The 15,065-nt window shown below is 65.5% G+C and carries 15 protein-coding genes; 3 read left to right on the top strand and 12 right to left on the bottom strand.

All coding sequences use genetic code 11. The features are described 5' to 3' along the window. Nucleotides 1–165: 165 nt before the first annotated feature. From ACQR1H_RS08120 to ACQR1H_RS08100, 5 genes are all read right to left on the bottom strand, one after another. Nucleotides 166–885, bottom strand: coding sequence for a ribonuclease activity regulator RraA (locus tag ACQR1H_RS08120; RefSeq protein WP_316216852.1), 720 nt, complete (start codon nucleotides 883–885; stop codon nucleotides 166–168). Nucleotides 886–1,093: 208 nt separating this feature from the next. Further along, nucleotides 1,094–2,830 carry an L-arabinonate dehydratase gene (araD, locus tag ACQR1H_RS08115; RefSeq protein ID WP_434907392.1) on the bottom strand — a complete coding sequence of 579 codons (1,737 nt, stop codon included), beginning with the start codon at nucleotides 2,828–2,830 and terminating at the stop codon, nucleotides 1,094–1,096. Beyond that, nucleotides 2,827–3,687: an ABC transporter permease gene (locus tag ACQR1H_RS08110; RefSeq protein WP_434907391.1), complete on the bottom strand. Its 861-nt coding sequence runs from the start codon at nucleotides 3,685–3,687 to the stop codon at nucleotides 2,827–2,829. Before ACQR1H_RS08110 ends, araD begins: the two co-directional genes overlap by 4 nt. Nucleotides 3,688–3,698: 11 nt before the next feature. Then, complete coding sequence (locus ACQR1H_RS08105; RefSeq protein WP_315800626.1) at nucleotides 3,699–4,463, bottom strand: ABC transporter ATP-binding protein; 765 nt, start codon at nucleotides 4,461–4,463, stop codon at nucleotides 3,699–3,701. Then, nucleotides 4,463–5,494, bottom strand: coding sequence for an ABC transporter substrate-binding protein (locus ACQR1H_RS08100; RefSeq protein ID WP_434846555.1), 1,032 nt, complete (start codon nucleotides 5,492–5,494; stop codon nucleotides 4,463–4,465). Before ACQR1H_RS08100 ends, ACQR1H_RS08105 begins: the two co-directional genes overlap by 1 nt. Nucleotides 5,495–5,618: 124 nt before the next feature. Here ACQR1H_RS08100 and ACQR1H_RS08095 point away from each other — a divergent pair, with 124 nt between their 5' ends. The 3 genes from ACQR1H_RS08095 (at nucleotide 5,619) to ACQR1H_RS08085 (ending at nucleotide 10,677) form a co-directional block, all read left to right on the top strand. After that, entirely contained in the window at nucleotides 5,619–6,329 is a 711-nt protein-coding gene (locus ACQR1H_RS08095; protein ID WP_316182882.1) for a GntR family transcriptional regulator, read from the top strand. A 321-nt stretch (nucleotides 6,330–6,650) separates the two neighbouring features. Beyond that, on the top strand, nucleotides 6,651–7,085 hold the full coding sequence (locus tag ACQR1H_RS08090; protein ID WP_315800629.1) for a response regulator: 435 nt from the start codon (nucleotides 6,651–6,653) through the stop codon (nucleotides 7,083–7,085). Further along, on the top strand, nucleotides 7,066–10,677 hold the full coding sequence (locus tag ACQR1H_RS08085) for a PAS domain S-box protein (protein WP_434907390.1): 3,612 nt from the start codon (nucleotides 7,066–7,068) through the stop codon (nucleotides 10,675–10,677). The genes ACQR1H_RS08090 and ACQR1H_RS08085 overlap by 20 nt, the downstream gene beginning before the upstream one ends. Before the next feature lie 99 nt (nucleotides 10,678–10,776). On the opposite strand, the gene ACQR1H_RS08080 is transcribed toward ACQR1H_RS08085, so the two are convergent. The 7 genes from ACQR1H_RS08080 to ACQR1H_RS08050 form a co-directional block, all read right to left on the bottom strand. After that, entirely contained in the window at nucleotides 10,777–11,412 is a 636-nt protein-coding gene (locus ACQR1H_RS08080) for a response regulator transcription factor (protein ID WP_315717165.1), read from the bottom strand. Between the two features lie 461 nt (nucleotides 11,413–11,873). Then, nucleotides 11,874–12,383 (bottom strand): response regulator, encoded by a 510-nt coding sequence (locus ACQR1H_RS08075; RefSeq protein WP_315800631.1) that lies wholly within the window; start codon nucleotides 12,381–12,383, stop codon nucleotides 11,874–11,876. A gap of 196 nt (nucleotides 12,384–12,579) precedes the next feature. Next, nucleotides 12,580–12,903: a PilZ domain-containing protein gene (locus ACQR1H_RS08070; RefSeq protein WP_315800632.1), complete on the bottom strand. Its 324-nt coding sequence runs from the start codon at nucleotides 12,901–12,903 to the stop codon at nucleotides 12,580–12,582. Between the two features lie 34 nt (nucleotides 12,904–12,937). Continuing rightward, on the bottom strand, nucleotides 12,938–13,807 hold the full coding sequence (locus ACQR1H_RS08065) for a CheR family methyltransferase (RefSeq protein ID WP_315800633.1): 870 nt from the start codon (nucleotides 13,805–13,807) through the stop codon (nucleotides 12,938–12,940). Nucleotides 13,808–13,836: 29 nt separating this feature from the next. After that, nucleotides 13,837–14,226, bottom strand: a complete 390-nt coding sequence (locus ACQR1H_RS08060) for a response regulator (RefSeq protein WP_315716971.1) — start codon at nucleotides 14,224–14,226, stop codon at nucleotides 13,837–13,839. Between the two features lie 30 nt (nucleotides 14,227–14,256). Then, nucleotides 14,257–14,730, bottom strand: coding sequence for a chemotaxis protein CheW (locus ACQR1H_RS08055; protein WP_315800634.1), 474 nt, complete (start codon nucleotides 14,728–14,730; stop codon nucleotides 14,257–14,259). Between the two features lie 26 nt (nucleotides 14,731–14,756). Further along, nucleotides 14,757–15,065, bottom strand: a 309-nt coding sequence (locus ACQR1H_RS08050; protein ID WP_434907389.1) for a response regulator, incomplete at its 5' end; no start/stop codon positions are given.

Genomic DNA, 15,065 nt, shown 5'->3' with positions numbered 1-15,065 from the left:
CCAGCGCGGAGCGCCCGGTCAACAGCGCACGTGGCGATTCAGCCGCATGTCAGGCTTGCAGCTCTCGCTGGATGGGCGGGCATTTTCGGCGCTTTGTGGTACGCTCGCGCCACAACAACGGTGTCGTCCCTGCGTTCGCAGGGACGACACCGGAATTTGGAGCGGCTACCTGTTGTTCTTCGCGCGCCATGCCGCGAAGTCGGCGGGCGTCTGCGGGTCGGTTGCCGGATAGAGGCCGAGGATCGAGCGGCCCTTGGCAACTTCCTCGGCAACGAAATCCTCGAACGCGGTCATCTCGAACGTCTCGTCCGCGATCTCGTCGGCGAGATGGGCTGGGATGACGATGACGCCGTCGGAATCGCCGAGGATGACGTCGCCGGGAAACACAGGGGCGTCGCCGCAGGCGATCGGGCCATTGATCTCGATGGCATGATGCAAGGTGAGATTGGTCGGCGCGCTCGGGCGCTGGTGGAAGGCGGGGATGCCGAGCCTCGCGATGTCGGCGGCATCACGGAAGCCGCCGTCGGTGACGACGCCGGCGACGCCGCGCTGCTGCAGCCGGCTGACCAGGATCGCGCCGGCCGAAGCAGCGCGCGCGTCCTTGCGGCTGTCCATCACCAGCACGGCGCCGGGCGGACAATCCTCGACGGCCTTGCGCTGCGGATGGCCGTGGTCGCGAAACACCTCGATGGTGTTGAGATCCTCGCGCGCCGGGATGTAGCGCAGCGTGAAGGCCTCGCCGACCATGGTCGGCTGCTCCGGACTGAGCGGATGGACGTTCTGGATGCACTGGATTCGCAGGCCGCGCTTGAACAGCGCGGTGGCGACGGTCGCGGTCGAGACGGTCTTGAGCTTGTTGCGGGTGGCGGTGCTGAGTCTGGTCATGTCTTGGTCTTGCTCGCTGCGCTCCCTCCCCCTTGCGGGGAGGGGTTGGGGGTGGGGGTCCACATCAATGGTGTCGCTTGGGGCTACCCCCTCCCCAGCCCTCCCCCACAAGGGGGGAGGGAGCGCACCTTTGCTGCGGTGATGGCTCGAATCCCAATCTCGAAGTTCCAGACTCAGGCTTCGCCTGCCTAGGAACGACAATCGCTAACTAATAAATCGCCGGCTCGCCCACCGGCGCGCCGAAGCCGGTTTCCAGGAAGTCGAAGTCGCAGCCATCATTGGCCTGCCTGATGTGGCGGGCGAACATCCAGCCATAGCCGCGCTCGAAGCGCGGCGTGGGCGGCTGCCATTCGGCGCGGCGGCGGGCCAGCTCGTCCTCGGGAACGTCGAGATTGATGGTGCGGGCGGCGACGTCGAGCGTGATGAGATCGCCGTTGCGCACCAGCGCCAGGGGACCGCCGATATAGGACTCTGGCGATACGTGCAGGATGCAGGCGCCGTAGCTGGTGCCGCTCATGCGAGCGTCCGACAAGCGCACCATGTCGCGGACGCCCTGCTTCACCAGCTTGGTCGGGATCGGCAGCATGCCCCATTCCGGCATGCCCGGGCCGCCCTGCGGCCCGGCATTGCGCAGGATCAGCACATGATCAGCGGTAACATCGAGATCGGGATCGTCGATCGCCTTCTTCATCGACGGATAGTCGTCGAACACCAGCGCCGGGCCGGTATGCTTGAGGAAGCGTGACTCGCAAGCCGAAGGCTTGATGACGCAGCCGTCCGGCGCAAGATTGCCCTTGAGCACGGCGAGTGCGCCCTCGCGGTAGATCGGGTTGGACTGCGGACGGATGACGTCGTCGTTGTAGACGCCGGCATCCGCGATGTTGTCACCGAGCGTACGGCCGTTGACGGTGAGGCATTCGAGATGGAGGTGCTCCGTCATCCGGTTCATCAGCCCCGGCAAGCCGCCGGCGTAGTAGAAGTCCTCCATCAGATAGGTGTCGCCGCTCGGCCGCACATTGGCGAGCACCGGCACCTTGCGGCTCGCGGCCTCGAAATCATCGAGGCCAATGCCTGCACCCGCGCGGCGCGCCTGCGCGATCACATGGATGATGGCGTTCGTCGAGCAACCCATTGCCATCGCCACCGCGATCGCGTTCTCGAACGCGGCCTTGGTCTGGATCTTCGACGGCGTCAGGTCCTCCCACACCATCTCGACGATGCGGCGGCCGCATTCCGAGCTCATCCGGATGTGCTCGGCATCGGCGGCGGGGATCGACGAGGCGCCTGGGAGGGTCATGCCGATCGCTTCCGCGATCGCAGTCATGGTCGACGCCGTGCCCATGGTCATGCAGGTGCCGTGGCTGCGGGCGATACCCGCCTCCATCGCATTCCAGTCGGCGTCCGACAGCTTGCCGGCGCGGCGCTCGTCCCAGTATTTCCAGGCGTCGGAGCCGGAGCCGAGCGTCTTGCCTTTCCAATTGCCGCGCAGCATCGGCCCCGCGGGAAGATAGATCGCCGGCAGGTTCATGCTGGTGGCGCCGAGCAGCAACGCCGGCGTGGTCTTGTCGCAGCCGCCCATCAGTACCACGCCATCGACGGGATGGCTGCGCAAGAGCTCCTCGACATCCATCGCCAGCATGTTGCGATAGAGCATCGTGGTCGGCTTCAACAGCGACTCCGACAGCGACAGCGCCGGCAGCTCGATCGGGAAGCCGCCGGCCATCAGCACGCCGCGCTTGACGTCGTCGACGCGGCTCTTGAAGTGCATGTGACAGGGCTGCGCGTCGGACCAGGTGTTGACGATGGCGATGACCGGACGGCCCTTCCATTCCTCCTGGGCGTAGCCCATCTGCATCACGCGCGAGCGATGGCCGAAGGAGCGGAGATCGTCGGGCGCGAACCAGCGCGCGCTGCGCAGCTGATCGGGTTGCTTGCGGTCGGTCATGATTGGGTGCCCCAGGTCAGCACGGTCTTGCGCTCGATGGTCCGGAAGATCAGGTTCTCGACCACGAGACCGATCAGGATCACGGTCAGGAGGCCGGCGAACACCGCCGGGATTTCGAGCAGGTTGCGGTTCTCGAAGATGAACCAGCCGAGGCCGCCCTGGCCAGAGGAGACACCGAAGACCAGCTCCGCGGCAATCAGGGTGCGCCAGGCAAAGGCCCAGCCGATCTTCAGGCCGGTGAGGATGGCGCCGAACGCCGCCGGGATCAGGATGCGGATCACGTAGGAGAAGCCGGTGAGGCCGTAGTTGCGGCCGACCATGCGCAGCGTGTTCGACACGCTCTTGAAGCCCGAATGGGTGTTGAGCGCGACCGGCCACAGCACCGAATGGATCAGCACGAACACGAGACTGCCGCTGCCGAGCCCGAACCAGATCAGGGCCAGCGGCAACAGCGCGATCGCCGGCAAGGGATTGAACATCGCCGTGATCGTCTCGAGGAAATCGGTGCCGATGCGGGTCGAGATCGCGAGCACAGTCAGGATCGCCGCGAGAACGATGCCGGCGGCATAGCCCATGAACAGCACCTTCAGCGAGGTCCAGACGCGCATCAGAATGGTGCCGTCGCGGACCTTCTCCCACAGCGCCGCGATGGTGTCGGAGAAGGTCGGGAACAGCAGGGGATTGTCGAGATAGCTGCCATAGGCCTGCCAGATCGCGGCGAGCAGGACAATGATCAGGGTCTTGCGCACGAAGCCGTCGTTCCACAGCAGCTCGAGCACGCCGAGCTTGCGCGCGACATCTGCAGGCGCAGCGCTCGCGGCCGACGTATCACGCAGGATGATCTTGGCTTCAGCCATGGGCACCGTCCTCAATGCGTCGTTGCGGGTTCGGAGAACAAGAGATCATGGATCTGCTTCTCCAGGCGCGCCGCGCTGCCGTCCTCGGCCGAGACCTTGTCGACATCGATGACCTCGGCCTTGACCCGGCCGGGATGCGGCGACAGCAGCAGGATGCGGTTGCCGATCTTGATCGCCTCCGCGATCGAATGCGTCACGAACAGCACCGTGAACTTGGTCTCATTCCAGAGCTGCAGCAGCTCGTCCTGGCAGGTCCGCCGCGTCAGCGCATCGAGCGCCGCGAACGGCTCGTCCATCAGCAGGATGTCCGGCTCCATCGCCATGCCCCTGGCAATTGCGACGCGCTGCTTCATGCCGCCCGACAGCGTGTGCGGATAGGCATCGACGACGCGCGTCAGCCCGACCTTTTCGATGTAGGCGCGGGCGCGGCTCTCGGCCTCCTTGCGCGGCATGCGTCGCGCCGTCAGCAGTGGAAACATGACGTTGGCGAGCACGGTCTTCCAGGGCAGCAGCTGGTCGAACTCCTGGAAGATCATCATGCGGTCGGCGCCGGGCCCGGTGATCTCGCGGCCGTTGATGCGCATCCGGCCTTCGCTCGGCTTGATGTAGCCGCCGACCGCCTTCAGCAAGGTCGACTTGCCGCATCCCGACGGCCCCAGCAGCACGAAGCGGTCGGAGCGGTCGACGGAGAAGCCGACCCGCTCCGTCGCGGTGATCACCGCGCTGGAGGTCTTGTAGCGGAGGGTGACGCCATCGACGTCGAGCAGCGCGGACATCAGTTGCCCTTCAGATCATGCGCGACCGGCAGATAATAGTCGGTCCAGGCCTTTGGCTGGGTCTTGATGGTGCCGATCTTGGCGAGATGGGCGGCGAACTTCATCGTGCCCTGCGGCTCCAGATTCCATTCCATCATGCCGGGCTCCTTGAGCCAGGCGAGCAGGTCCTCGACCGAGGTCTTGTCGCCGGTGATCTCCTTGTAGATCTCGACCGCGGTCCGGGTGTCGCTGCGGATCAGGTCCTGCGCTTCCTTGGTGGCCTCGCGCACCGCCTGGATGATCTTCGGATTGGCGTCGGCGAACTTCGTCGTGGTGAAGAACTGCGCCTGGCTGAGTGGCCCGCCCATCACGTCGGGCGAATTCAGCACGACATGCGCGCCGGGCACGTTCTTCAATTCGAGAAACGTGTAGGGCGGGATCGAGAAATGATTGTGCACCTCGTGCTGCGGATTCGATAGCGCCGTATAGGCGTCGGGGTGACCGAGCTGCACGGTGTTGGCGTCGAGTTTGTTCCACTGATCGGCGCCGAACGCCTCGGCGGCCGCGATCTGCAGCACGATGGCTTGGGTCGAGACCTTCACGGTCGGCACCGCGATCTTGTCGCTGGGGCCAAAATCCTTGATCGACTTGATGTTGGGATCGCGGCTGATCAGGGTCATCGGCTGCGCCGAGGTCGCGACGATGCCCTTCACGCCACCGCGGGTGCGATCCCACAGCAGCAGCAGATTGCCGGTGCCGGTGTTGAGGATGTCGACGCTGCCGGACAGCAGCGCATCGGTCTGCGCGCCGCCGCCGGAGAAGGTCAGCCATTTGGTGGTGACGCCGGGCACGCCGAGCGCGGCAGCATGCTTCTCGATCAGCTTGTTCTTCTCGATGATGTGACTCGGCATGTAGAAGATGCCGGGCTGGCGCGACAGCGAGATTTCGGTCTTCTGCTGGGCCTGCGCGGCGTCATTCCAGGCCGGCGCGACCAGCAGCGCGGCCAGCAGGCCGGCGGCTCGTGCGGCCGAGCGCGCGAACTTCTCGAACATGGGACATCCCTCCTCGCGTGCCGGCTCCTTCTTGACGGCCGGCGGGGAGATGCACTAATGCATTAGTGCATCTCTGACAAGGGCTGTTCTCCCCCTGCGACATTCGAGCCGGACGTCCGACCCCATGGCATTGCCTGTGACGCCTGCTGCGGTTCTCCCGCCCGAACGGCTCGATCCGAGCCGGCGCGCGGCACCGCAGGTCTTCGAGCGGTTGCGCGACCAGATCATCGCCCTGGCGCTGCCACCGGGAGCACCATTGTCGCGGCCGGCGCTGCAGGCCGAGTTCGGCCTCAGCTCGACGCCGATCCGCGACGCGCTGATGCGCCTCGCCGAAGAAGGCCTCGTCGACGTGTTCCCGCAGCACGCGACCCTGGTCAGCCGCATCGATGTTGGTCGGGCGCAGCAGGCGCAGTTCCTGCGCCAGGCGCTGGAGCTCGAGATCGTGCGCCTGCTCGCGCTGCGGCCTGCGACGGCCCCGATCGACGAGCTGAACGCGCTGATCGCCCAGCAGCGGCGCTTCGCCAGGGACGGCGACTTCGCGTCATTCACGGTGGTCGACAACGCATTCCATGAGCGGCTCTACACCGCCGCGGACAAGCACGAGCTGTGGACCCTGGTGCGGAGCCGCAGCGGTCACATCGACCGGCTGCGCCGGCTGCATCTGCCGTCCCCCGGCAAGGCGCAGACAATCCTGCGCCACCACAAGCAGATCGTCGACGCGATCGCCGCGGGCCGCCCGGACGACGCGCAGACGCATCTGCGCGAGCACCTGACCGGCACGCTGAGCGACCTCGCGACCATTCGGGGCCGCTGGCCGGACTATCTCAGCGGCTAGTGGCACGCCGATACGAGCAAAACAGGAGCCCTGGCAAATCGTCCATCACCCAGATTAATCGAATGTGAAGCGTTCCAGCCTTACAACCACGGCGCGAATGCCTCAAATGCAGGCAAGAACGCCGTTCGAGCACACGCCTCGCTCCCGCAACGCAAGGCGCCCGGATTGTCTCCCGATTGGCGCGTCCGGAACAGCGGTGTCTGCCCGCGTCCCATCCTGCATGTGACTTGTCCGGCGAAACGCTTGCGGCGCGCCGCGAATTGGGCAAAACCTTACAACTGACCGTTGGTCTTGCTGCCAGCCAATCGGGAGATGCGGAGCGTGGCGAAGATTCTGGTCGTGGACGACGATCCGCTCATGCAGCTGACAATTCAGCGCGTGCTCGAACGGGCCGGTCACGTCGTCGGCATCGCCGGCGACGGCCAGAAGGCGCTCGTCCGCTTCAAGAGCGAGAGCTTTGACCTGGTGATCCTGGACATCTTCATGCCGGGCATGGACGGGCTGGAGGCGATGCGCATGATCCTCAGGCACACGCCGGGTGTTCCGATCATCATGACCTCGGGACGTTCCCACACCCCGGCCTCGATGTCTGAGCCCGACTATCTTACCATGGCCACCAAGCTCGGAGCGGTTTCCGCGTTGCCCAAGCCGTTCAAACCGGCAGCCCTCCTGACGATGGTTTCCGAATGCCTGGCATCGGCAGGCGATCGGGCTACTCGACCCCGGCCAGGCCAAGATGCTGTTCCGAAATCCTGACAGCCGAACCGAAGGGCTGCTGCTCAGCAGCGCGCAGCGCGCGAGCGAGGCTTCGCGGTTCGGCGGGCGCCTCACGCTGACGACGCGGCTGGCGATCGCGATGATCCTGCTGGTCGCGATCGCGGTGTTCGCCGTCGGCTGGCTCGGCTATCGCAGCCTCGAGCGGGCGCTGTTGCCGCGCGCGCTCGATCGAATCGAGTCGCATTCGCGCCTGATGGCGACCGAGCTCGAAAACTATGTCGGCAGCGCCCGCAACGACATCAACGGCTATCGCGCCTCGCCGAATCTGGCAACATTGATACGCACACTGAAGACGGGGGCTCCCGATCCCCGCGAAGGGCTGCCGGCGCAGTCGTGGCGCGAGCGGGTCGCAACGCGCTACTTCGCCGAGCTGCAGGCCAAGCAGACCTACGCGATGATCCGCCTGGTCGGGATCGAGAACGATTATCGCGAGCTGATCCGGGTCGACCGGCTCGGGCCGGGCAACACGGTGCGGATCGTTCCGGAGAACGAGCTGATCACGCGCGGCGAGCGCAACTACATCAAGGAGACGCTGAGCCTGCCGCCCGGCGGCATCCGGCTGTCGCCGATCATTCTCGACGGCAACACGACGGACCCCAAGACAGGCGTGCCGATGCTGTGCGTCGGCACGCCGGTGTTCGGGGCGGACGGCAAGCCGTTCGCGATCCTGATGGTCGATCTCGACATGCGCCCGGTGTTCGCGCATCTGCGCACGGCGGCCCGCCCGGGCGCACAGCTCTATGTCGTGAACGCCCGCGGCGACTATCTCTTCCATCCCGAATCAGACCGGGAATTCGCCTCGAAACGCGGCCGATCGACGCGATGGCAGGACGATTTTCCGACGCTCGCAGGCGCAACCGGCAGCGCCGAGGGTTTCGCGCAGATCCTGCACGACGAGGCCGATCGTCCCGGCGGCGTCGCCTTCGCGCCGGCGCTGCTCGCGGGACAGGAATGGGTGGCGGTGATCGAGACGATCCCGAACACCGCCTTCATGGCGCCCGCCCTCGCCATCCGCAAGACGGCGATCGAGGTCGGCCTGATCGCAATGCTGTGCGCGGCCGCGCTCGCCTTCGTGGTCGCGCGCTCGCTGACGCGGCCGATCAACCAGCTCACCCAGGCCGTCGAGGGCGTGGGGCGCGGCGAGACGGTGAATATCCCGCTCGAGGCGGTCGGCGAGACCGGCGTGCTGGCGCGCGCCTTCGCCCGCGTGCTGGACGAGGTTCGCACCAAGACCGCCGAGCTCGAGCGCGAGGTCCAGGAGCATTACCTGACCGAAGCGGCGCGCGACCATTTCGCCGCCCGCGAACGGCTCTACAGTGCCGCGGTGGAATCGTCGAACGACGCGATCGTGACGCTGTCGCTGGACGGCACCATCACCGCCTGGAATCCGGCAGCCGAGGCCATGCTGGGCTACTCCGCCGAGGAGGCCGTGGGCCGCCTTGCCGATTTCCTCGTGCCGCCCGAGCGCATGCCCGAGGCCCAGGACTTCCTCGTGCGCGTGGCGCGCGGCGAGCGGATCCAGCATTTCGAGACGGTGCGGATCCGCAAGGACGGTGAGCTGGTCCAGGTCTCGCTCAGCGTCTCGCCGATCAAATCACCGACGGGCCAGATCATCGGCGCCTCCAAGATCGCACGCGACGTCACCGAGAGCCGTCGGACCGAGCTGGCGCTGCGCCAGCAGACCGAGGAGCGGCGGCGCATCTTCGAGACGTCGCAGGACCTGATCCTCATCACCGACCGCAATGGCATCCTGGTTCAGGTCTCACCGAGCGTGGAGGCGATTCTCGGCTATGCGCCGGCCGAGATGATCGGCCGCAGCGGTGCGGATTTCATCCACTCGGACGATCTGCTCAAAGCACGCGAGGAGCTCCGCGCCTCGCGCCTCGGCCTTCGGGCGCGCACCTCCGACTGCCGCTACGTCCACAAGGACGGCCGCGTGGTGACGCTGTCCTGGACCTCGAACTGGTCGGAGCCGGTGCAGCGCCACTTCTTCATTGGCCGCGACATGACCGAGAGCCGGCTGGCGCAGGAGACGCTGCGGGAGAGCGAGCAGCTCGCCCGCAACATCGTCGAGACCGCGCTCGATGCCTTCGTCCAGGTCGACGACAACGGCGCCATTCTCAACTGGAACTCCCAGGCCGAGAAGATCTTCGGCTGGTCGCGCGCCGAGATCATCGGCAAGGACGTCTTCGACGTGATCACGGTCGGGGATGTCGGCGAGGAGCTGCGCGCCGCGCTCGGCCGTATCCTGCTGACCGGACAAGCGAGCGCGCTCGGGGGCGGCCGCCGACGCGAGGTCATGGTGAAGCGGCGTGACGGCCGCGAGTTCAAGGCCGAGCTCAGCGTGACCGCGCTGAAGACCCGCAACGGTGTCGTGCTGAACGGCTTCTTCCGCGACCTCACCGACAAGATCGCGACCGAGGAACGGATCCGGCAGTCCGAGAAGATGGAGGCGATCGGCCAGCTCACCGGCGGCATCGCACACGACTTCAACAACATCCTCACCGTGATCACCGGCACGATCGAGATTCTCGCCGCGGCCGTGGCCAAGGAGCCGCAGCTCGCCGCGATCACCAGGATGATCGACGAGGCCGCCGCGCGCGGGGCCGATCTCACCCAGCATCTGCTCGCCTTTGCGCGCCGGCAGCCGCTGCAGCCGCGCGAGGTCGACGTCAACACGCTGATGATCGACACGGCCAAGCTGCTGCGGCCGACGCTCGGAGAGCAGATCGAGATCGAGTCCGTCTTCCAGGATGAGACCTGCGTGGCGCATGTCGATCCGAACCAGCTCGCCACGGCGGTCATCAACCTCGCGCTCAATGCCCGCGACGCGATGCTGAATGGCGGCAAGCTCATCCTGGAGACCGGCTGGGCCGACCTCGACGAGAACTACGCAAGTCTTTACGACGACGTGCGGCCCGGTCGCTACGCGATGATCGCGGTGAGCGACAGTGGCAGCGGCATTCCCGCCGCCATCATCGACAAGGTGTTCAATCCGTTCTTCACCTCGAAGGGGCCGGGCAAGGGGACGGGGCTCGGATTGTCGATGGTGTACGGCTTCGTGAAGCAATCGGCCGGCCACATCAGGATCTACAGCGAAGAGGGCCACGGCACCACGATCCGGATGTACCTGCCGCCGGGCAGCGAAGAAGCGATCACGCAGCCATCGGGCGCCGCGCCGGCGATCCAGGGCGGCCAGGAGACAATCCTGGTGGTGGAGGACGACCGGCTGGTGCGCGGCTACGTTCTCGCCCAGCTCCATGCGCTGGGCTACGCGACGCTGGAGGCGGCCAATGCCGCCGAAGCGCTGGCTATCACCAATGCCGGAGAGCCGTTCGATCTACTCTTCACCGACATCATCATGCCGGGGACGATGAACGGCCGCCAGCTCGCATCCGAGATCCAGCGGCTTCGTCCCACGCAGCGGGTCCTGTTCACCTCCGGCTATACCGAGAATGCCGTGGTGCATCACGGCCGGCTCGACGAAGGAATTCTTCTGTTGCCGAAACCGTACCGCAAATCCGAGCTGGCCAGGATGATCCGCAAGGCGCTCGCCGCGACCGAGGCTTGAAAAGCGAGGCTTGACCAATGCGGCCTGACCGACGCGGCCTGCGCCTGCGATTGCCGCTGCTCCAGAGCGCGGCCACGTGCGGGCGGCCCGGCCATCGGCTCAATTGGCGCGCGACGCCGTCATCACGATGCGGATCAGATCGGCCGCGTTGCGCGCGCCGAGCTTCTTCATGATGTTGGCGCGGTGATCCTCGATCGTGCGCGGGCTGATGCCCAGCGTGCGCCCCGCCTCCTTGTTCGAGGCCCCCGCCGTGAACTGTTCCAGGACCTCGCGCTCGCGCCGCGTCAGCGGCTCGCGGCCGGGGAAATGCAGCGAGCCGATCTTCGGCGAGGCATTCTCCTTCTGCCGCCGCGCGAACGCGCCAATCGCCTCGTTCAGACGGGCCACGATCTCACTGCCGCGGAACGGCTTCTCGATGAAGTCGAGCGCCCCGTTCTTGATCGCATTCACGGCCATCGGGATGTCGCCCTGGCCTGAGATCATGAAGATCGGAGCCGGATAGTCCTCGCCGTGCAATTCCCTGAGAATGTCGAGACCGGACTTTCCGGGGATGTGCACATCGAGCAGGATGCAGGCCGGTGTCCTGCTCCGCGCCACCGCCAGGAGCGCGGCGCCGTCCGCAAAACAGATCACTTCATACCCACCTGCCGACAAGACCATCGAGAGGGTGTCGCGCACGGCTGGGTCGTCATCGACGACAAAAATCTCACCGCGGGAAGTTGTTTGTTCGGCCATGGGCGATTGCTCTTGCAAAGGAGAAGAAACAATGAAAGCGCGTCTTATGATACCATACTCGTCGGGTGCTTTGGGCACCCGTATTTGTACGGTTTATGATCCTAACCCACAAGTAGTAGCTGCAGATCGGTGATCGCCTTCACGAGACCACGATCTGGACACGATCTCAAGGCAGTCGTCTCGAGCAGCATGCTGCCCTGCAAAACACATCAACGCCGATAGCATCATGATCGACATCAAACTCTGATCGCATCAGCGTTGCCGACGTGCACCACGCCGAACAGACATGCTCGGCGCCAGACGCGTGCACGGCTCTCTGTCCACGAAAATCTGCACGGCATTTGACACAAGACGTACAGGCGTCAGCCGGCCTTGCCCTCGTTTTGATCAGAGATCGGCGGGATTTGGACGTTGCACAGGATTGTGCACTCCGGACGGCGGCTTGCGCCGATGCGGCTCTCTCAGGACCGATGCTTCGCGGCAACACTTTCGGCTGCGACGCCGCCCCAGGTGTGAACCACGGGCAGGCCGAGCGCAGTCTTGCCGAGATTGGCCAGGCAGATGCGCAGCGCCGCCAGATCGACTGGCTTCGGCAGGCTCTGCAGGTCGATTCCGAGCGAGCGCGCGAACAGCCGGGCCTCAATTCGCTTGGCCGCGTCCATGCCGCTGATCACGATCACGGAACCGGCGAAGCGGGTATCTGCGATGACCTTGAGGACCTCGGTCCCGTCGCCATCCTCGAGCATGAGATCGAGCGTCACGCAGTCAAAGCGCTTGTTGCGCACCTCGCGGATCGCATCGCTGCACGTGGCCGCGACCGTCACGGCGTGGCCGGCCTGCTTGGCCGCCAGCGCGATCAGCGTCCGCTGCGCGGCGTCGTCGTCGACGACCAAGAGCTGCAGCGCGCGCCGCTCGCCATCATCGGCGCGCTCCGACCGGCTGGATGCAAGTTCCGAACTCATGACCGGCATTGGCCGTCCCTGGAAATTTGACCGACGTCATTGTCTTACACGTCCGAGCCTGCGGCGACGTAAAGCGGCTCTCCGAAAAACCGCCACCCGTCTTAGGACTTGCGCAGGACCCGGGCTGGCGCGTCTCTTCGTCGCTCCGCGCGCGGAAGCTTCCCAAGCCGCGGGCGAGCAATGCGCCGTGCCGCCGGAAGGCGAACTAGTTGACGGTCGCTTCCTGGCCGGCGGAGGCGTTGCCACGTTTCTTCTTGTTCTTTCCCTTGATGAACTGGATGTCCATCTCGGAGCCGTTGACCCGGACCAGCTCGCAGCGGCGGTAGGCGAGCCCCGTCGAGGACAGCAGCAGAAAGAACTCCTTCAGGTTCAATCCCTGGATCGATCCTTCGACCGTCAGCACCGCGTCGTTGTCCGAGATGGCGTTGAGCTGGCAGTCCCTGCGCCAGGTCCCGTCGATGCCCATGATGCAGACATCGTAGCCGCGGCTGAAGGTGACGCGCTCCGTACCTTTGTTGTCGTCAGACATCTTCGCGTCCTGCTCTATTGGGCTGCCGAAACATCTAGTTGCCCGCGGCCGCGATCCTGGGCATTCCCGGAGCCGGCGCCTTCGCCGCGGAAACGATCCCGCTCGGGCGATACAGGCCACGCCGGTCCGTAAGGGGCTTGAACACGTCGGTGAGGCCGACGACGGTCTCCGCGGCGCCGAGAACGAGGAAGCCGTCCGGCTCCATCAACTTGGCGAGCCGGCCGAAAATGTTGATCTTGGTGTCCTGGTCGAAATAGATCAGCACGTTGCGGCAGAACACGACGTCGAACGTGCCGAGCTGGGAGAAGTCGTGCAGCAGATTGAGCTGGCGATGCTGGACCATGCCGCGCACGTCGGAATTGATCTGCCAGAGTTCGCCCGCCTGCTTGAAATATTTGACCAGAAGCTGGATCGGCAGCCCGCGCTGCACCTCGAACTGGCTGTAGAGACCCGCCTTGGACTTCTCGAGCACCTCCTGGGAGAGATCGGTGGCGATGATCTCGATGCGCCATCCACTGAGCGCAGATCCCATCTCCTTGAGCGACATCGCCAGCGAATACGGCTCCTGGCCGGTCGAGCAAGCGGCGCACCAGATCCGGATCGACTTGCGGTTGGCGCGCGCCTTGAGGAGCTCCGGCATGATCACGTCGCGAAAATGATCGAACGGGACCTTGTCGCGGAAGAAGAACGTCTCGTTGGTCGTCATCGCTTCGACGACCTGGCTGATCAAGGCGCTCGACCCGTCCTTCAGCTTCTGGACGAGATCGCTGATGCTGGCCAGGCCGGCCTTGCGCGCGAGCGGAAGCAGGCGGCTCTCGATCAGATATTGCTTGTCGGCAGACAGATCGAGACCCGATTTGTCTCGAAGCAGTTTGCGCAGGAACTCATAATCGGGCTGGTTCACGGGCGGCCTCTTCTGGGCAGACGAAGGGATCAGGCGGATTCGGCTGACAGCGCCTGGATGAGACCGACTTCCTGGAATTTGGCGGCGACGATTTCCTTGTCGAACGGCTTCATGATGTATTCGTTGGCGCCGGCGTTGAGCGCGCGCGAGATGTGATCGATGTCATTCTCGGTGGTGCAGAACACCACCTTCGGGCCTTCGCCGCCCGGCAGCCGGCGCAGGCGCCCGAGGAAATCATAACCGTCCATGACGGGCATGTTCCAGTCGAGCAGAATGGCGTCCGGCAGGCTCTTGGTGCAGATCTCGAGCGCCCGCTCGCCATCCTCCGCCTCGACGACGGAAAAGCCCAGCTCCTCCAGGATACGGCGTGCGATCTTGCGCACGACGCTGGAGTCATCCACGACCAGACAGCTCTTCATTGTTGTCTCCCCTATGGGACGGTTGACGGGCTAGGCGGCGATTGCTGCCTTCGGCAGGAGTTCGAGCACGCGATCGACGTCGAGAATGACCATCAGCTGGCCGTCGAGGCGGTGCACGCCGCCGGCGAATTTCGCCATGCGCGGGTCGAGGTTGACGGGGTTCTCCTCCCGGCCCTCCTCGGGCAGCCGCAGCACCTCGCCGATCTGGTCGATCAGGAGACCATAGGACTCGCCGCGCAGATCGACGCCGACCGCCATCGGCGGCTTGCCGTCCTCGGCGCGGGCAAGGCCGAGCCGCGCCCGCATGTCGACGACGGTCACGATGCGGCCGCGCAGGTTCAGGACGCCTGCGATCTCCGCCGATGACAGCGGCACCCGCGTCACCCGTTCCGGCATGAACACGTCCTGGACCCGGGAGATCGGCAGGCCGAACAGCTGGCCGCCGATCATCGCGGTGACGTATTCGACGGCGGCGCCCTCGGTGGTTTCGATCTTGCTGCTCATCGCACGCTACTCCTGTCCGCTTGCTGTCACGCGGCCCGCCGGTTGGCTTCGGCGCGGGCCCGTTCCTCGATCTGTTCCTTCAGCGCCGCGATCAGGCCGGGCCGGTCGAACTTGGCGATGTAGTCGTAGAGCCCGGCCTGGCGGCCGCGCTCGATCGCCGCCGGCGACACCAGCGACGACACCGCGATGACCGGCATCTGGTTCAGGTTCTGGTCGGCGCGGATCGCCTCGGTGAACTCGAAGCCGTTCATCTCCGGCATCTCGATGTCGGTGACGACGATGTCGAAGCTGTGCCCGGAGCGCAGCGTGGCCAGGCCCTCGAGCGCCGAGGCCGC

This window comes from Bradyrhizobium sp. HKCCYLRH2015, from assembly GCF_051168215.1.
GTDB lineage: Bacteria > Pseudomonadota > Alphaproteobacteria > Rhizobiales > Xanthobacteraceae > Bradyrhizobium.
Note: the sequence above shows the minus strand (reverse complement) of the source record. Positions and strands in the feature narration are given on the sequence as shown.